Annotated in this window: 21 protein-coding genes; all 21 read left to right on the top strand. The window is 68.9% G+C overall.

The window, feature by feature from the left end:
• The first annotated feature begins 5 nt into the window (after positions 1-5).
• On the top strand, positions 6-1388 hold the full coding sequence (locus DEI86_RS13545) for a hypothetical protein (RefSeq protein WP_181439784.1): 1383 nt from the start codon (positions 6-8) through the stop codon (positions 1386-1388).
• Positions 1385-2710, top strand: a complete 1326-nt coding sequence (locus DEI86_RS13540) for a head maturation protease, ClpP-related (RefSeq protein ID WP_111049869.1) — start codon at positions 1385-1387, stop codon at positions 2708-2710. Before DEI86_RS13545 ends, DEI86_RS13540 begins: the two co-directional genes overlap by 4 nt.
• A gap of 2 nt (positions 2711-2712) precedes the next feature.
• Positions 2713-3069: a capsid cement protein gene (locus DEI86_RS13535; protein ID WP_111049868.1), complete on the top strand. Its 357-nt coding sequence runs from the start codon at positions 2713-2715 to the stop codon at positions 3067-3069.
• Positions 3070-3083: 14 nt separating this feature from the next.
• Complete coding sequence (locus DEI86_RS16740) at positions 3084-4007, top strand: hypothetical protein (RefSeq protein WP_220038525.1); 924 nt, start codon at positions 3084-3086, stop codon at positions 4005-4007.
• 2 nt (positions 4008-4009) lie between these two features.
• A complete protein-coding gene (locus DEI86_RS13525) occupies positions 4010-4396 on the top strand; it encodes a hypothetical protein (protein ID WP_111049867.1) in 387 nt (128 codons plus the stop codon).
• Positions 4396-4935 carry a hypothetical protein gene (locus tag DEI86_RS13520; RefSeq protein WP_111049866.1) on the top strand — a complete coding sequence of 180 codons (540 nt, stop codon included), beginning with the start codon at positions 4396-4398 and terminating at the stop codon, positions 4933-4935. The genes DEI86_RS13525 and DEI86_RS13520 overlap by 1 nt, the downstream gene beginning before the upstream one ends.
• 58 nt (positions 4936-4993) lie before the next feature.
• The gene (locus DEI86_RS13515; protein ID WP_111049865.1) at positions 4994-5257 is read left to right on the top strand and encodes a hypothetical protein; all 264 of its coding nucleotides are present in this window, start codon (positions 4994-4996) and stop codon (positions 5255-5257) included.
• Entirely contained in the window at positions 5257-5571 is a 315-nt protein-coding gene (locus DEI86_RS13510) for a hypothetical protein (protein WP_111049864.1), read from the top strand. Before DEI86_RS13515 ends, DEI86_RS13510 begins: the two co-directional genes overlap by 1 nt.
• Positions 5568-5984, top strand: coding sequence for a hypothetical protein (locus tag DEI86_RS13505; protein ID WP_111049863.1), 417 nt, complete (start codon positions 5568-5570; stop codon positions 5982-5984). The genes DEI86_RS13510 and DEI86_RS13505 overlap by 4 nt, the downstream gene beginning before the upstream one ends.
• A 169-nt stretch (positions 5985-6153) precedes the next feature.
• Positions 6154-6810, top strand: a complete 657-nt coding sequence (locus tag DEI86_RS13500) for a hypothetical protein (protein ID WP_146244940.1) — start codon at positions 6154-6156, stop codon at positions 6808-6810.
• A 92-nt stretch (positions 6811-6902) separates the two neighbouring features.
• Positions 6903-7244 (top strand): hypothetical protein, encoded by a 342-nt coding sequence (locus tag DEI86_RS13495; protein WP_111049861.1) that lies wholly within the window; start codon positions 6903-6905, stop codon positions 7242-7244.
• A gap of 80 nt (positions 7245-7324) precedes the next feature.
• Entirely contained in the window at positions 7325-7732 is a 408-nt protein-coding gene (locus DEI86_RS13490; protein ID WP_146244939.1) for a hypothetical protein, read from the top strand.
• A gap of 10 nt (positions 7733-7742) precedes the next feature.
• The gene (locus DEI86_RS13485) at positions 7743-12146 is read left to right on the top strand and encodes a phage tail tape measure protein (RefSeq protein ID WP_181439783.1); all 4404 of its coding nucleotides are present in this window, start codon (positions 7743-7745) and stop codon (positions 12144-12146) included.
• Between the two features lie 30 nt (positions 12147-12176).
• On the top strand, positions 12177-13229 hold the full coding sequence (locus tag DEI86_RS13480; RefSeq protein ID WP_111049859.1) for a hypothetical protein: 1053 nt from the start codon (positions 12177-12179) through the stop codon (positions 13227-13229).
• 28 nt (positions 13230-13257) lie between these two features.
• Entirely contained in the window at positions 13258-14409 is a 1152-nt protein-coding gene (locus DEI86_RS13475) for a siphovirus ReqiPepy6 Gp37-like family protein (protein WP_258376559.1), read from the top strand.
• 8 nt (positions 14410-14417) lie between these two features.
• Positions 14418-15383: a hypothetical protein gene (locus DEI86_RS13470; RefSeq protein WP_111049857.1), complete on the top strand. Its 966-nt coding sequence runs from the start codon at positions 14418-14420 to the stop codon at positions 15381-15383.
• A 130-nt stretch (positions 15384-15513) separates the two neighbouring features.
• Positions 15514-16284, top strand: coding sequence for a hypothetical protein (locus DEI86_RS13465; protein WP_146244938.1), 771 nt, complete (start codon positions 15514-15516; stop codon positions 16282-16284).
• A gap of 18 nt (positions 16285-16302) precedes the next feature.
• Positions 16303-16785 (top strand): hypothetical protein, encoded by a 483-nt coding sequence (locus DEI86_RS13460; protein WP_111049855.1) that lies wholly within the window; start codon positions 16303-16305, stop codon positions 16783-16785.
• Positions 16786-16844: 59 nt separating this feature from the next.
• Complete coding sequence (locus DEI86_RS13455) at positions 16845-17282, top strand: hypothetical protein (protein ID WP_146244937.1); 438 nt, start codon at positions 16845-16847, stop codon at positions 17280-17282.
• Positions 17282-17779, top strand: a complete 498-nt coding sequence (locus tag DEI86_RS13450; protein WP_111049853.1) for a hypothetical protein — start codon at positions 17282-17284, stop codon at positions 17777-17779. The genes DEI86_RS13455 and DEI86_RS13450 overlap by 1 nt, the downstream gene beginning before the upstream one ends.
• Positions 17779-18067: hypothetical protein (locus DEI86_RS13445; protein ID WP_220038524.1), on the top strand; the 289-nt coding region annotated here is incomplete at its 3' end. The genes DEI86_RS13450 and DEI86_RS13445, both read left to right, overlap by 1 nt.

Below are 18067 nucleotides of genomic sequence, written 5' to 3'. Positions count from 1 at the left end.
TCCCCATGGTCGACTCGAACGGCGCGGTAGACCTGCGGACCGCCGTCCCGAAGGGGCCGAAGGGGTACGAGAACGAGAACGCGTCGATCGGGACGCAGTGGTGGAGCAGTCTCGACACGTACGAGGAGACCCCGGAGCTCCGGTGGCCGCTGAACATCTACAACTACGACCGGATGCGTCGGCAGGACGCGCAGGTCATCCAGGTGCTCCGCGCGGTAATGCTCCCCATCCGCCGTACGCCGTGGCGGATCGATCCGAATGGCGCTCCTGACGAAGTCGTGGAGCACGTCGCGAACGATCTCGGGCTTCCGATCGTCGGGCAGTCCGCGCGGCCGCTGACGCGGGTCCGGAACCGGTTCGACTGGAACGAGCACCTCCGCCTGGCGCTGCTGTCACTGGTATTCGGTCACTCGTTCTTCGAGCAGGTGTACTCGGTCACGCCGGACGGTCCGAACGGCGCGCTCCGCGCGCACCTGCAGGACCTGCAGTGGCGGCCGCCACGGACGATCGCGCGCATCGACGTCGCCGCGGACGGGGATCTCGTCGCGATCCGTCAGCAGGGCCTCGTGGGCGGGAAGACCGAGGTCGACATCCCCGCGTCGCAGCTCGTGGCGTACATCACCGACCGGGAGGGCGGGAACTGGCTCGGCCAGTCGCTGCTCCGGCCGGCGTACAAGTTCTGGCTGCTGAAGGACCGGCTCCTGCGGGTGCAGGCGCAGACCATCGACCGCAACGGCATGGGCTTCCCCGTGTACACGGCGCCCGAGGTGCCGCTGACAGTTCAGGGCGAGGACCGCACGAGGCTCGAGCAGTCGTACATCGACGCCGGATTTGGGATCGCGTCGGGGATGCGCGCTGGCGAGAACGCTGGCGCGTCGATCTCGGCGGGCGCGAAGCTCGCGCTGCTCGGCGTCGAGGGGCAGCTGCCCGACGCGGACAAGCCGATCCGGTACTACGACGAGCAGATCGCGAAGGCGGTCCTGGCGAACTTCCTCAGCCTCGGCGGGGACAACTCGACGGGCTCCTACGCCCTCGGGGACACGTTCCAGGACTTCTTCACGCTCTCGCTGCAGAGCGTCGCCCTGGACCTCGCGACGACCGCGACGCGGCACGTCGTCGAGGACATCGTCGACCTGAACTACGGCACGGACGTCCCGGCGCCGCGGATCGTGTTCGACGAGATCGGCTCCCGGCATCCCGTCACCGCCGGCGCGATCAACGCGCTGGTCCTCTGCGGCGCGATCACGATGGACGACCCGCTCGAGGAGTACCTCCGCACGACGTACGGCCTGCCGCCGCGTGACCCGAAGACCGCCCGGAGCATCGGGCCGAAGACAGCACCGAACGCGGCGCCGGACGGCACCGCAGGAGGAGGAACCGCATCATGACCGACCACCGGACCGCGAACCGGTACTGGGGCAGCAAGCCCCTGCCGAAAACGAAGACGGAGTTCTTCGACGCCGTCACGACGCCGGCGCCGTCGGGCAGCGGCACGGTCGCGACGATCCGCATGTACGGGCCCATCGACTCGTGGGGTGGCTTCTGGGGCGTCTCCGCGAACGACGTCGGGAAGGTCCTCGACGCGCTGCCCGACTCGGTGACGCGCATCATCCTGCGCGTGAACAGCCCGGGCGGCGAGGTGTTCGAGGGCGTCTCGATCCTGAACATGCTGCGCGCCCACAAGGCGTCCGTGACCGCGGTCGTCGACGGGCTCGCCGCGTCCGCAGCGTCCGTCATCGCGGCCGGCGCCGACGACACGGTGATGTCGCCCGGCACGCAGATGATGATCCACTCGCCGTCCGTGTTCGCGTTCGGCAACGCGGTCGATCTGCGGAAGCAGGCCGACGTCCTCGACAGCATCGAGTCGTCGCTGATCGAGATCTACGCGGGGAAGGCCGGCGACAAGGACTGGCCGGCGCTCCTCGCCGACGACACGTGGATGAGCGCCACGGAGGCGGTCGCCGCTGGCCTCGCGGACCGGGTCGCGGTCATCCCGGACGCCGGGGAGACCGAGACCGTCGGCGACGAGGACGACGACGAGCAGCTCATCGTCATCCCCGACGAGGAGATCTCGGACTCCGCTGCCTCGCGCGTGCTCCGCATCGTCGCGCGCGCCACGCCGTCCAAGCCGACCCCCGCGGACGTCGCCCGCGCCATCAACTCCCGCGCGCAGCATGCGCCGCGGACCACTCGTCCGGCCGAGCCGGGCACACCCAACACCACCGACACGAAGGGAGGCGACCACATGGCCGCCCTCAGCATCGAAGTCCGGAACCGGCTCGGCCTGCCCGCCGAGGGTGACGTGGACGACGCGACGATCCTCGCCGCTGTCGACCGTGTCGCCGCCCCGGCTCCGACCAACACTGTCCCCGAGGGCACCCGCCTCGTGGACGCCGCCCAGTTCGACCAGCTCGTCGCCGACGCCGCCGCGGGCCGTGAGGCGCGCGCGCAGCAGGTCACCGAGCGCCGCGACGGCATCGTCCAGAACGCGGTCCGCGCGGGGAAGATCGCGCCGGCCCGGGCGGAGCACTGGCGTGCCGCGCTCGACGCCGACGAGGAGGGCGTGAGGGCGACCCTCGACTCGCTCGCCGAGGGGCTGGTCGCCCCGATCGTGCCGCTCGGTCACACCGGTGGCGTGGACGAGTCCGCATCCGACGAGGACGCGCTGTACAGCAAGGTCTTCGGTCACCTCGAGAGCAAGGGAGCCTGATCATGGCTGACTACGCACCCCGGTTCGTCCCGGGCCAGAACGCGACCTACGTCGCGACCACCCCGATCGTCGGCGGTCAGCTCGTCGAGGTCACGGGGAACCGCAGCGTCGGTACCGCGGCCGACGGATCCGTGAAGGTCGTCGGTGTCGCGCTGTACGACGCGCGTGTCGGCGATGAGGTCGCTGTCGTCCGCGGCGGCACGCAGCGCCTGCTCGCCGTCGGCGCGATCGTCGCCGGCGACCGCGTCGCACCCGCCGCGAACGGCGCGGTCTCGACGGACACCACCGGCACCATCGGCCTCGCAGTCGCGGGCGCCGCCGACGGCGGCATCGCCGAGATCAACCTCACCCTCGTCTAGGAGGACGACCACCCATGGGATACGCATACCCCGTCACCCCGGCTTCGGTCGGGTCGGATCTCTCCACCATCGAGATCCACCAGTTCCTGAAGTCGCCCACGCTGATCCGCCGCGCGCTCGCGGACATCACCGCGCAGGGCTTCATCGCCGACTACCTCCTCGGCGGCCGGTACAAGGCCGTCGGAGGCGCGATCCTCTACGAGACCGGCGAGGTCATCTACCCCGCCGACGCTCCCGAGGTCGTCGCACCCGGCGCCGAGTTCCCGAAGACCGTCATGACGGCGGGTCAGCTCGCCGCGGCGCACACGGCGAAGTGGGGCCAGGACACGCCCGTCACCGACGAGGCGATCGCCCGGTACAACTTCGACCCGGCGCAGCGGGCGCTGCTGAAGCTCGGGAACGGCATGATCCGGCAGGTCGACTCGACCGCGCTGTCCGTGATCGCGTCGCTCCTCACGCAGACGTACGCCGGTGGCGTGTGGTCCGAGGCGGGCAACATCATCGAGAACGTCCTCGGTGCGAAGGCGTGGGCGGAGGAGAACCTCACCCAGTACGGCGAGTACGACTTCAACGTCGTCGTCCTCAAGCCGACGCAGTTCGCGAAGGTCGCCGCGTCGCTGATCACGTCGAACTTCCTGCCCCGCGAGTCGGGGAACACGGTCGAGACGGGTGTCATCCCGAACTACCTCGGCCTGACCTGGACGACGTCGCGGTACGTGCCGTTCACGGACCCGTTCCTCGTGGACCGGAACCAGCTCGGCGGCATGGCCGACGAGGACCTCGGCTCGCCGGGCTACTCGCGCGCGGCGTCCGGCATCGAGACGAAGACGATCCGCGCCGAGAGCCGCGACGCGTACGACCTCCGGGCCCGTCGCGTCACCGTCCCGGTCGTCCGCGACATCCGCGCGGGCCTCCGCATCACCGGAACGGGGCTGTGAGCATGGCTGATCACGCGAGCCCCAGCACGGCGAAGCTCTACACGGTGACCGGCGCCGCCGCCGTCATCGGGTCCGGCGCTGCGCAGCGCTACGTCTACCGCGGTGGCGTGTTCACGGACGAGGGCGTGAAGCCGGAGCAGATCGAGCACCTCAAGTCCGTGAACCTCATCGCGGACCACGTCGCCGACACCTCGCAGGAGGTCACCCTCCCCGATGGTGACCCGACGGAGCAGTGGACGGTCGTGCAGCTGCGGAAGTACGCGGCCGACAACTCGATCAGCCTCGGGAGCGCGACCACGAAGGCCGACATCGCCGCGGCGATCATCGCGGCGAAGGCCGACAGCGACACGAGCGGCACCGGCACGGCCGGCGGCGCTCCGGGGGCCTGATGGGAGGGGACGCTGCGACCGACGACGAGCCGGACCTGCCGCAGACGCGGTGGGCGACGCCGAGCGACATCGAGGGCACGTGGCGTCCCCTCAACCCCGCGGAGACCGTCCGGGCGGCCAACCTGATTGGGACGGTCGAGCGAGCGATCGCGCGGACGTGGCCGACCACCGCCGACCGGATCACCGCAGGGACGCTCGACAAGGCGTCCGTCGTCGACGTCATCGTGTGGTCGGTGCTGCCGCTGCTCGAGGTGACGACGACACCGACCGGCCCCGAGATCCCGTCTCGGGCGACGTCGTACCAGAGCACGTCGGGCACGGAGGGACGCACGGTCACCCTCGATGGGTCGCCGCACGCGTCGTTCCTGACCTTCGCCGGGTGGATGGTCGACGTGTTCGAGAGCTCCCCTGCCGGCGTCGCGGTGGTCGTCCCGCAGCCGCGTCTCGGACAGGTGCGCGGCGGCATCGACCGTTTGTTCCCGCTGTGGGACCCCCGCCGCCGCTGGGAGAACGGATACGACGATGGCTACCCACGCTGAAACGGTCATCTGGCATCAGCGCCGCTCCGGGAAGGGCGACGCGCGGGGCCTCACCACTGTGACAACCGTCGACACGACGATCACGGGCTGTGAGGTGCAGGGACTCTCGTCGGTCGAGGCCCCGACCCGCACGACGTCGGCGGTCACGTTCTACAACGCGACGACCACCTACCGGGTGTCCACGCACGAGCCCGTCGAGGGCATCAGCAAGGGCGACCAGGTCACCTGGCGTAGCGCGACGTACAACGTGCAGGGCCGCGGCATGACGTTCTACGGGATGCTCCCGCACACCGAGTTCGACATGGTCCTCGAGGAGGGGTGATGTTCGGCAAGGTGATCATCGGCAGGGACACCCTCGACGAGATGCAGCGGTCCGAGCCGGTTCGGAAGGCGCTCCTGCGGAAGGCCGCGCGGATCCTCCCGCGAGCGCAGCGGCTTGCCGCGGAAGCGGGCGCGATCGAGTTCTCCCGGTCGCTGCAGATCGTGTCCGGCATCCGCCCGGGCACGAAGTCCCCGCGGGGCTACAAACGCGCGTTCGTGCAGGTGATCGCAACGTCGGACGACGCGGAGGACCTCGAGCACGGCAACGCAGGCGTGAACAAGCAGGCGATCCTCCGGAGGTCGATCGGGGCATGATCCTGAACGGCTTGTTCCCCGACGTGGAGCAGCTCGTCATCGGATTCGTGCACCGCATCCTCGATCCGCTCGTCGACGGCGGCATCGACGTGGTGTCCGAGTTGCCCATGGATTGGGATGCGACGGTCACCCCGGACAAGGTGCCGCTCGTCATGGTCGAGCGGACTCCCGGGCCTGGTTCCACGAACACGCAGTACGAGACGGCGCTGAGCGTTGACATCACCGTGTTCCACACCGACCGCGGGTCGCTGTGGGACCTCGTGCGACCCCTCGAGGCCGCGCTCCCATCCATCCCCGACACGGGCGAGGTCGACGAGCTGGCCGTCCCGTCCACGTTCGGGTCCCTGGCTTACAAGAACCCGAAGGTGAGGCGCGCCGTTGCCACCATCGAACTCGTCGCTCGAGCCCACTGAGGACCCCACGGACGCCGGTACGGCGGACACCGGGTCGCAGGAGCCGAGCTCGGAGACCCAACCCGCCGACGCGCAGCCCACCGAGGATGCCGCGGCGGAGGACAGCACCAGCACATCAACCAACGCGACTCCCGAGCTCCGGGTGGCCGCTCTCGACCAGGAGGTCAACATGCCCGACGTGGCATCGCAGCTCGCCAACGACAACCGGTTCATCCGCAAGCACGGCACGCAGATCTTCGCGATCGCCGACTACTCCGCCGCCGTGCCCGAAGACTGGTTCGGTGCCCCGGACGCCACCACGGGCGTCATCCTGCCCATCGCCCTGCCCGAGGGGTACTTCAACATGGGGTACATCACCACGGACGGCATCAAGGACGCGAACAACGTGTCCGCGTCGGCCGTGAACATGGTGCAGGACCTCGATCCCGTCCGGAACGACATCGACGGGATGACGAAGACCCTCGATGTCACGTTCGGCGAGTCGAACGCGTGGACCCGCGCGCTCGCGCACGGCATCCCGGTGGCCGACTGGCCGGCCTCGAAGACCGTCGGGTACGAGTACCACGACGGCGACAAGGCCGACTTCCCGTTCTACCGGGGCCTGATCCTGACCCAGGACGGCGTCGGCTCGAGCCGGTTCTACCGCGTGGAGTTCGCGTACCGGATGCAGGTCACCGACATCGCGGACCGCACCCTCAACCGCACCGACGTCGAGGCCACGGGGCGCACGTTCACGTGCCTCCGCGACCCCGAGGTGGGCCGTTCCTACACGGAGGCGTCCACGGGCCTCATCGTCGCTCCGGCGCAGGCTGGCGGCGGGTCGTAGCAGTGGCTGGGGGCGGGCGCGATTCCCGTGGTGAGTTGCGCGCCCGTCCCCCTCCAACTCACCACCAACCGCCACGAACGGAGGAAACCAGCATGACCAGCAACGCCGACGAGAAGCGCTCCGCCGCGTACACGCGCGCGAGTGTGCGCAACAAGGTCGAGGAGACCCTCGGGTCCGCCTCGATCAGCTACTCCCCCGACGGGGAGCACTACTTCGAGCTCCCCCACCCGATGCTCTACGACAAGGCCACGAAGGCGGCACTGAAGCCCCTCGCGGACGACGACGACGAGGGCATCGCCCGCGTCCTCCTCGGGGAGCAGTACGACGCCTTCATCGAGGCCGGCGGCGACCCCGACGAGATCGGACTCCTGCAGATCGCGGTGTCGCAGGACACCCGGGCTTCGCTGACCGCTGGCCGCCCTACGAAGCGGTAGGCCCCGACGACATCGACGACGCCCTCAGCAGACCGCTTCCCGCTCCGGTGGAGATCGCGGTTCGTGCTGAGGGCGTCGTCATGCTCGTGGACGAGTACGCGGAGTCAGCTGACGCGGCCCTGCAGGCGCACTACGCGCCGCGGGATCCGATCGCTGAGTTCATCCGGGGCGACATCACGTTCCGGCAGCTCCGCGTCCTCGCCGAGGGCCTACCCGCCGATTCCGCGGTCACGCGCGCACACATCGGATCGACGTGGACCGTCACCGACTGGCTTCTCCACGACGTCTCGTCGCAGCTTCGGTCGCTGAACGCGGGCCTGGCGAACATGTTCCGCGAGAAGGGCGAACCGGCGATCGAGCCGAAGTTCCTTCCGACACCCCTGGATGGGCAGTCCGTGGAGGACGCCGTCGAAGAGCAGTACCGGGAACAGCAGCGCGCCGAGATGGACGAGGTCGCCGCGGTCCTGTTCGCGAACAACCAACGCTAGGAGGTGTCCCGTGGCCGGTTCCGCCGCATGGGTCGACGTCATCCCCAACATGGCGCAGACCGCGTCGCTGATGGTCAAGGGGACCAGCGCTGCTGCGAAGGCTGCGGGCACGACTGCCGGCCGCGAGTTCTCTGCTGGGCTCGCGACCGGCGCGAAGGGCGGCGGTGGAGCGACGGCGCTGGTCGCCGAGATGGAGAAGGCGACGAAGGCCGCTGCGCGCGCGGTGCAGTCGGAGAAGAACGCGATCGCCGCCGCCCGGAACGCGGAGAAGGCGGCCACGGAGAACGTGGCGGCCGCGGAGGCGCGTCTTGCCGAGCAGCGTCTGAAGTACGGCACGACGTCGTCGCAGGCGTTGAAGGCGGAGGCGGCGCTCACCACCGCGAAGGGCCGCGGGGCGGCCGCGTCGCTGAAGGTCACGGGCACCGAAGAGGGCCTCGCGGCGGCGTACCGCGAGCAGAAGGTCGTGACCGGGCAGCTCGTGGAGGCGCAGGCTGCGCTCAGCGCTGAGCAGGCGAAGTCGCCGACGGTGCTCAACCGGATGGCGGCGGCGTCGGAGAAGGGCGCTGCCGGGTTCGCGAAGCTGAAGTCCGGCGCCGCTGGCCTGATGGGGTCGCTCGGGTCGCTCGCGCCGATGCTCGGTGTCTTCGCCGCTGCGGAGTTCGCGAAGGCGTCCACGGAGTCGGCGATCTCGTTCCAGAAGTCGTCGAACGTCCTCGTGACCGCCGCCGGTGAGACGCAGCGGAACCTCGCGATGGTCCGCGCGGGGCTGCTGAAGATCTCGAGCGACACCGGTACCTCGCTCGATCAGATGACCGAGGGCATGTACACGGTCGAGAAGGCCGGCTACCGCGGCGCTGCTGGTCTGTCGATCATGAGCGCGGCGGCGAAGGGCGCCGCCGATGAGGGCGCGGACCTCGGAACCGTGACGAACGCGCTGACGTCGGTCATGCAGTCCTACGGCAGCACGCTCGGGAACCCGAAGAAGGCCATGAACGCGCTCATGGTCGCTGCGGAGCACTCGAAGTCGACGCTGCAGGAGTTCGCGGGGTCCCTGTCGAACGTGCTGCCCGTCGCGTCGAAGCTCGGCATCCCGTTCAACCAGATCGCGGGCGCGCTCGGCACGATGACCTCGACCGGCATGTCGGCGCAGCAGGCGGCGCAGGACCTGAACCACACGATCGCTTCACTGGCGTCGCCGACGCGGGTCATGGCGACGGAGATGGACGCGTTCGGCATCTCGGCCGCCGACGTCCGCGACAACCTCGCGAAAAAGGGTCTCGCGGGCACGATCGAGTACCTGTCGGACACGGTGAAGTCGAAGCTCGGCCCGTCGACGGCTGAGGCCGCGTCGATCATCGCGTCGATGCCGAAGACGATCCAGACGTCCTACGGCGAGCTCGTGAACGGCACAAAGACGCTGTCCCAGTTCACGAACTCGGTGCAGAACTCGACGAAGCTCACGGCGCAGCAGAAGGCGCAGATCATGCAGGCCGCGCCGGCAGCTCGCGGGTACACGCAGGCGATGAAGAACATGACCGGCGGAATCGTCGGTCTGAACACGTCGATGATGCTTACCGGGAGCGCGACCAAGGGCCTACAGGACCGTACGACTGAGGTCGGCAAGGCGATGAACTCGACGGCTGACTTCCAGAAAAAGTGGAACCTGACGTCGCAGACCACGGCCAACCGGCTGGCGGTCGCGAAGCAGACCCTCGCGAACGTCGGCACCACGATTGCGGGCGACGTGCTCCCGGGCCTGGCGAACACCGCGAAGGGCTTCGCGACCGGCGTCAACGCGGCGGTGCGCTTCGCCAGCGCGAACAGCAGCTGGCTGAAGCCTCTCGTCCTCGGTCTCGGTGGGGCGCTCATCGCGTTCAAGTCGATCGGCCTGGCGATGAGGGGCTACGCGCTGCTGATGGGGCTCGCTCGCGCCGCGGTGGTGTCGTACACGCTGGTCACGAAGGGCATGGCGGCGGCGCAGGCTGTGGCGACGACGGCGACATTCGGTCTCGACGCTGCGATGGACGCTAACCCGATCGGGCTCGTGACGATCGCGATCGAGTTCATCATCGCGGCCCTCGCTGCCCTGGTAGCGGGTGTGGTCTACGCCTACACCCACTGGGCGTGGTTTCACGACGGCGTCACAGCCGCGTGGAAGGGGATCCAGGCGGCGGCCGCGTTCGCATGGAACTCGGTCCTGAAGCCGACGTTCGCCTGGATCGTCAGCGCTGTCACGACCGTCGGGAACGCCGCGGTGTGGCTGTGGAAGAACGTGTTCGTCCCCGCGTGGGACGGCATCGCTTCCGGCGCGACCTGGCTGTGGTCTTCGGTCATCAAGCCTGTGTTCGACGGGATTGGTGTCGGTGTCCGCGCGGTCGGCGGGTTCTTCGTCTCCTGGTGGAACACGACAGTCACCGTGTTCAAGGCGATCGGTGCCGCAGCCGTCGCGGTCGGCCAGTTCTTCGTCGTTCTCTGGACGGCGTACGTCGCTCCGCCGCTCACCGCGATCGGGAAGGCGGTCGCGTACCTCTGGTCGAACTACGTGTACCCGATCTTCGACCTGATTGGGCACATCTTCCTCTGGGTCGGCGCGCAGCTCGTGTCGTTCTGGACGACGAACGTGCAGCCGATCTTCTCGGCGATCGGCCGCTTCATCGCGATGGTGTGGACGACGTACATCCAGCCCACGTTCGTCGCGATCTCCGCGTTCATCACGAACGTTCTCGCGGCGGCGATCAACTGGCTGTGGACCGTGGTGATCGTGCCGGCGTGGACGGGCATCACGAAGGCGATCACGTGGGCGTGGAGTGTGGTCCTGCTCCCCACGTTCAACGCCATCGTGTCGTTCGTCCGGACGGTCCTCGGCGCTGTGTTCTCGTGGCTCTGGACGGCCGTGATCCAGCCGGCGTGGAACGCGATCAGCGGGGCGATCTCGTGGGCGTGGACGGTCGTCATCCGTCCGGCGTTCGCGGCGATCCATTCGTTCATCACGGGCACGCTGGTGCCGGCGTTCCAGTTCCTGTGGAACAGCGGCGTGAAGCCCGCGTGGAACTCGATCTCGTCGCACATCTCGAGCGTGTGGAACAACGACGTCAAGCCGGTGTTCAACGCCCTGAAGGGGTTCGTGACGAAGACGATCCCGGACGCGTTCTCGACCGCCGTGGGCGCCGTCGGGAAGGCGTGGGACGGGCTGAAGTCGATCGCTAAGGCACCGATCAAGTTCGTCGTCGACACCGTCATCAACGACGCCCTGATCGGGAACTTCAACAAGGTCGCTGGGTTCTTTGGGTCCAAGAAGATGCCGAAGGTCGCGCTCCCGAAGGGGTTCGCGGGCGGCGGTGTCATCCCGGGTTACCAGGCGGCACGTCGCGACGACGTGATGACGCCGATGCGGCGCGGTGAAGGCGTCCTCGTCCCCGAGGTCGTTCGAGCTCTCGGGCCCGGGTTCGTGCATGCGCTGAACGCTGCGGGGAATCGTGGCGGCGTGCAGGGCGTGCGTTCGGCAGTCGGGTACGCCGGCGGTGGCGTGGTCGGGGCGATCAAGGGTGCCGCGTCGACGGCGCTGGATTGGGGGAAGGACGCTGCGGGTGCGGCGGGCGCGTTCATCCGTGACCCGTCGGGTACGCTCGGCCGGCTCGTCCGCGCGGCGATCGCGAGGATCCCTGGCGGCGGCGCGATGACGTCGGTGGCGTCGTCCGCGGCGAACAACCTGCTGGGGTCGGCGCTGTCGGCTCTGAAGAGCCTCGGCGGGGTCGCGAGCGTCATCGGCAGCATCGGCAACGCTGGCGGCTCGTCGGGCACGCCGGCGGGGTCCGGTGTGGCTCGGTGGCAACCGGACGTCGTGAAGGCTCTCGCGGCGAACGGCCTGTCGACGTCGTCGGACATGGTCGCGAAGGTGCTCCGCCAGATCCAGACGGAGTCCGGCGGCAACCCGAAGGCCATCCAGGGGAACATCGGCGACATCAACAACAGGACGGGCGACCTCGCCAAGGGGCTGATGCAGACGATCAGCACCACGTTCGCGGCGTACCAGTTCCCGGGCCACGGCGACATCTTCAACGGGTACGACAACATGCTCGCCGCGCTGAACTACGCGAAGCACACCTACGGACCGAACCTGAACGGGCTCGGCGAGGGGCACGGCTACGCATACGGCGGCGTGGTGGGGACGATCGAGCCGACCCTGTACGACACCGGCGGGATGCTGCCGACCGGGCCGACGCTGGTGATGAACAAGACGGGGAGGCCCGAGCACGTGTTCACGGACCGGCAGCTCACCGAGCTCGTCACGACGGGGGGCGGTGTCACGAAGCACCTCGAGCCGCACTTCCACAGCGAGGGGCGTGAGTTCACGCTCCGCGACTACATGGAGCTGCAGCACCGCACGGAGGTCATGGCCGGCGGACGACGCTGATCGGCTGCACCGAGCAGGAGGAGGCACCTGATGGCGACGATCGCGGACGGCGGCGGCCCGGGACAGATCATCGACACCGTCGTGGACGGCAACGGCAGCGGGACCGGGACCGGGACCGTGGAGGACGGAAACGACGTCCTGACCGTCCAGCAGGCTCTCGCGGTCCAGCCGGTCCGCGCCGACTCCCGGACGCTGCACCTCGAGTCCATGGACGGGTCGGTGGTGATCCCACTGAACGTCGACGCGGATCGGGTGCTGCTCCCGGGCGCTACGGGGCTGGGACTGTCGCCGCTGAGCGTCGTCACGGCGACGACGCCCGGGATGCGAGGGTCATGGCTGCAGGAGATCGACGTGCTCGAGCGAGAGGTGTTCCTCCCGCTCGAGTTCGCGTCGGAGCAGTCACACGCGGAGTTCCTCGCGAACATCGCAGAGCTTCGCGCGCTGATCGCGCAGTGGGACTCGGTAACCATCGGGCAGACCGGCACGTTCCGGCTGGTCGCGAACTCGGTCTTCGGCGAGCGTGTGCTCGACGTGATCTACAAGAGCGGCTGGGAGGGCAACTGGGGTGCTGGGAACTCCGGCGTCAGCTGGGAGAAGGTGCCGCTCACCCTCGTCGCTGTCGACCCGTACTGGCGGGACCGGGAACCGACCGAGATCGAGTACTCGGCAACCCCGGGGGCGACGTTCCTCGGAACAGGCGACGGGACGAACCCGTGGCCGCGACGGATCACGCCGTCGGTGGTCGTGGGGTCGGACATGGAGATCGCGGTCGACGGTGAGGTGCCCGTGTGGCCGGAGATCGAGATCAACGGGCCGGCCGCGTCGGCGATCGTGCAGTACCCGGGCACGGACGTGGAGCTCCGCTCAGGGGTGCCGGACGGTTCGACGCTGTGGCTGGTGTCGGATCCGCGCGCCCGGTCGGCGACGCTCGACTCCGCGATCGCGTGGGAGCTGATCAGCATGGGCGCGACGATGGCGCCCCTGCTGCCGGGTGTGAACGCCGTCAGCGTCATCCTCGCGACCACGGGCGAGGGCACCAGCTTGATCGTTCGGTGGACCCCCGGCTACGAGTCGGCTTGGTGATGGGAGGTCGCTCGTGACGCCGCAGTGGATGGTGTGGCCTCGCGATCTCGACCTTCGACGTCGGTTCAATCCGGTGCGGTTCTGGTCGTCACTGACGGTCGTGGAACGGCACAACGTGACCGACGCGTCTCCTGGCACCTGGTCGGTCACGGCGCAGAACGAGGGGCTGCGGGATCTCTTGTACCCGGGGCGTGGCGCGATCCTTTACCGGAACGACGGGAAGGTGATGTCGGGTCCGATCACCGGCATTCAGCGTGGCGCGTACGTGTCCACGATCAGTGGCGAGTCAGACACGGCGACGATCTCGGACCGGATCCTGTTCCCGTCTGGCGCTGACCCGATCACGGCCCAGCCCGTCGGGTACGACAATCGGTCGGGCGCGGCAGAGGACGTGCTTCTCGGCTACCTGACGTCGAATCTCGGCTCCGGGACGACGTCGGACCGGCGGGAGCCCCTGTTCCGCATCCCGGCGTCACAGGGCCGCGGCTCGTCCGTCACGATCAACGGTCGGCTCGAGCAGCTCGGCACGACGATCGCCGACATCGCCGAGCTGGGCGGCCTCCACATCGACGTCGTGCAGGACGAGGACGACGACGGGCCGTTCCTGTCGTTGCTGCTTCGCCCGGTCGCGGACCTGTCCGCGAACATCCGCTTCGGCACTGCCGGTGCGTTCGTCGGCGGCGTCGTCGGCGACGACTGGTCCTACACGCTGTCGCGCCCTTCGTTGACGCGTGCGATCGTCGCGGGCCCGGGCGTCGGCAAGGACCGCACCTTCGTGCAGGTCGTCGACTCGGCCGCGGAGGCGCTCTGGGGAGCCCGCATCGAGGGGCTCGTGGATCAGCGCACCGCCACCGACTCCACGGGCCTGAACCAGGCCGGCGCCGACGCTCTCTCGTCCGGTGCTGCGCCAGTGACGGTGTCGTTCACGATCAGCGACTCCCCGACTATCCAGTACCGCCGTGACTGGCGGGTGGGCGACACCGTCGGCGTTGGCATCGACGGTCTGGACCTCACGAACGTGGTACGCGAGGTCACCACGATGGTCACCTCGCAGCAGGGCGCGCAGACCGAGAAGGTCTCCGCGGTCGTGGGGTCTCGGGACTCGTCTGCGTGGGTGTCCCGCACGAACAAGGACGTCGGCAGGGCGCTGCGTCAGCTGCAACTACTCAGGGCCGTCTAGGAGGCACCATGACCGAATCGTCCTTCCCACTGACCAGCGCTGACCTCACGGACGACATGTGGGGACAGGCCGTGGGAGCGGTCGGCGACGGGATCCTCGACGACTGGGGTAGCCCGTACGCGATCACGGTGAACACGAACGACACCGTCACCGTCGGTGTCTCCTCCGTGAGTGGGGAAGCTCGAGCGGTTGTCGGCGGCTTCGGGCACAGAATCGACGCTCCCGTGACGGTGTCGGTGCCCGCCGTCAGCGCGCCAACGACGTACTGGGTGGGTCTTCTCCGCGATCCCGCGAACGCGACCAACCCAGTGAAGCTCACGGTGCTGTCCGGCACGTCCGTGCCACTGTCGATCGGGCAACGGTTCGTGCTGCTGCAGAAGTTCGTGCGCGGCGCCGGGCAGACGCTCGCCGCCGCGCAGGGCTTCTCGGTACGGCCCTGCATCAGCCCGACGCTCACGATGGCGTCCTCGACATCGCTCCTCGAGACCCCACCCAAGCTGTTCCTGCGCGGCACGACGGTGTACTGCGCCGACGTCGAACTGTCGTTCACGGCCGCCGGCACCGCCGGGAGCCCGCGGTGGGACGAAGTCGGCGCCGTCACCGCGTTGACGGGCGGCACCCAGGCGCTCGGGATGGTCACGGCCGACGGGAAGATCCACCCGGTCGCATCGCGATCGTTCACCGAAGTCGTCCCGCACACCGTGCTGATCACGGTCATCGCCACAGCGACCGGAGCTGCGTCGAAGGCCACGGGCGGGAACCTCTACGTCCGCCTGAACGGCATCGACGTGCTCACGCCGACGACGCAGCGGCAGGACGAGATCGCGCCGGGATCACAGAACGTTCCGACGCTGACCGCCGTCGCGCGGACTCAGGTCGGCTCAAACACGGTGCAGTTCGCGGCGACCGCGGACAAGGGCAGCGACGACATCAAGTTCCAGCAGATCGCCATCGGCGTGACCGCTTTCAGCTAGGAGGTTCCATGGCACACCACGGTGAGCACGACGCCGACAACGACGACGCGCCGACGACTCCAAACAGCACTCCCCCGGACCTGGACGTGGACGCCCACGTCCGACCGGGGGTGGTCCTGTGACGGAGATCATGACGATCAACTCCGGCGAGGCGCTCGAGCGCGCGATCGGGGACATCGGGCAGCTGTACACGCCTGGCGGGTACTGCCTAGAGCACAACGCCCGCTGGCAGCTCGCCGGTGTGACGTCGCCGTTCGGACGGCAGGGGCGGATCGCCCAGATCGCGTTGGACGCGTGGAACTGGTCTGAGTACCAGGTGCCGGGCGACGCGAACCCGCCGGACGGTGTGCCGGCGTTCTTCGGCGTCAGCCCGACGCGGACGGACCGGAACAAGGCTGCCGGCGACATCGTCACCACGCAGCGCCGCAACGGGATCTCGGGGTGCGTCGCGACGGACGCGTACGGGAACCGGGTCGGCTGGATGACGCTCGAGCAGCGCGCCGCCGAGACGCAGCGGCCGTACCTCGGATGGACGCGGGACTTCCTCGGCGCCATCACCACCGCGGGCGTGACGCACGCGCTCGCTCACTTCACGCACAGCGCAACCGTTCAGGAGGACACCATGCTCGCTCTTCGCCGCAACGACACCGGCGCGTGCTTCGCGCTCGCGCCCGGCTACGTCCGCTACCAGGGCAACGCCCGGGAGCACGACCTCACCGCGAAGGTGTCGTCGTCGCCCGCTCGAGCGCAGAACACCGACGTGGCGTCGCTGAAGCTCATCTTCGCGGCGTACGGGGTGCCGTCGGAGGCGGCCGACCCGAACTGGCTCAAGAAGAACGCGAACGACGGCGCGGCCACCTGGTCGCGCATCGGTCAACTGCAGAAGGCACTCGGGCACTGAGCCCGGAGAGGACACATCATGGAAGCCACCATCAAGAAGTACGCCCCGTCGCTGCTGCCGCTGTTCGTCCTCGTCCTGGGTGTGTTCCAGGCCGCGGGCGACAGCGCGAACCTGCTGAACCCGGTGATCATCACCCAGGTGGTGATCCTCCTCGCGCAGGCGGGTGCCGCGTACTGGCTGCCGCTGCTGCCGAAGGGCTGGCAGGGGGCGTTCAAGACCGGCGCCGGCATCGTCGCGGTGATCCTCGTCGCCGTGCTCCCGTACGTGATCTCGGGGCACATCACGCAAGCGCAGCTGATCCTCGTTCTGACCTCGATCGTGAAGACCATCGCCACGGAGCTCGGCGTGCAGATCCGCACCGACAGCACCATCGACGCCGGCAGTACCTCGGACCCCGGGGTGCCGTCGCTGACGTCGGTGCAGACGGTCGCGGACACCCCCGTGAGCTCGACGGTGCCGGACACCACGGACACGTCGACCGCAGTCCCGGCGGTGTCCTGACCGTGGGCGGCGGCACACGGACGCGGCGGAGTCTGATCCGTCGGCTCCGCGACGCGTCCGTGTGGGGACCGGACGCGATCGGCCCCGACGACGTCCGAGTCCGCGGCCTCCTGCAGGCCGCGTTCCCCTGGTTCGACATCTGTCTGGTGCTCTTCGGCCTCGGCGGGTTCGACTCCGGGATCCCCGCTCTCCGGGACGTGTTCTCCGACGTGTACGCCCGAGCATGGTGCGCGACGATCGCAGTCGTCGCGCTCGGCTGCCTGCTGGGGGTGGCGTTCCCGGAGAGGTTCTGGCGGATCGAGCTGTACGGCAAGGCGTTCCTCGCGATGATGCTCACCGTCTATGCGTTCGCGCTGCTGTGGGCGGGCGCGGTCAGCGGTGACGGTGGGCGCGCGGCGGTCGGGTTCATGCCGATCGCGTTCATCGGGCCGCTCATCTGGCGTGTGAACGACGTCGTGAAGGACGCACGCCGGAACGGGTGGAAGGGGCATGTCTGATGGATGTCGACTCCTTCGTGCAGGTCATGGGAGCGATCGCGAAGGTCAGCGCCGGGGTCCTCGGACCGTTCGCCGCGGCCTGGGGAACGGTCAAGGTGGCGCAGATCCGAGCACGCCGGAATCCTGCCGAGCAGCAGCGGGCGGACAACGAGACCAGCCGCGTCACGATCGAAACGTTCGAGGCGTTCAAGTCCGAGTACCTGCAGAAGATCAACGACCTCCGTGAGGACGTGGACCGGCTGAAGACCGCGGTCACGCGCGCGACACGGGTGTTGCGGATCCTGCGTGAGGCGTTCCGGCAGTACATCCGCGACGTCGCCCACGACTGGGGCCGCACGGACAAGCCGCCGACGATCGCGGACCACATCCGGGACATGTTGATCGAGGACGACCTCGACAACACCTTCAGCGATGAGTCGATGCAGGACCTCCGTGATCAGGTCCGAAAGACGACGCGCACAACTTCGACGGCTGATCCGTCAGACGGGAGCAACTGATGGTGGACGAAGTACGGCGGCAGGAGCGCGGCGGTCTGAAGGCGGACCTCCTCGCCGCCAACCAGATCCCCCTCGAGCGGGAGATCGTCGTCGCGATTGACACCGGCGACGTGTGGATCGGCGACGGCGTTTCCCCACTCTCGGCGTGCCACCAGCTCGGACAGGGCCCAGCGGGTTCGTCCGCGTACCAGTCGTGGCTGAACCTCGGGAACACCGGTTCGGAGGCGGACTTCATCGCGTCCCTCGGCGGCGGCGTTTCCCCACTCTCGGCGTGCCACCAGCTCGGAC

This window comes from Curtobacterium sp. MCBD17_028 (assembly GCF_003234875.1).
In the GTDB taxonomy this organism is placed as follows: Bacteria; Actinomycetota; Actinomycetes; order Actinomycetales; family Microbacteriaceae; genus Curtobacterium.
The sequence above is the reverse complement of the archived record's forward strand: the minus strand, read 5'-3'. Positions and strand labels throughout refer to the sequence as shown.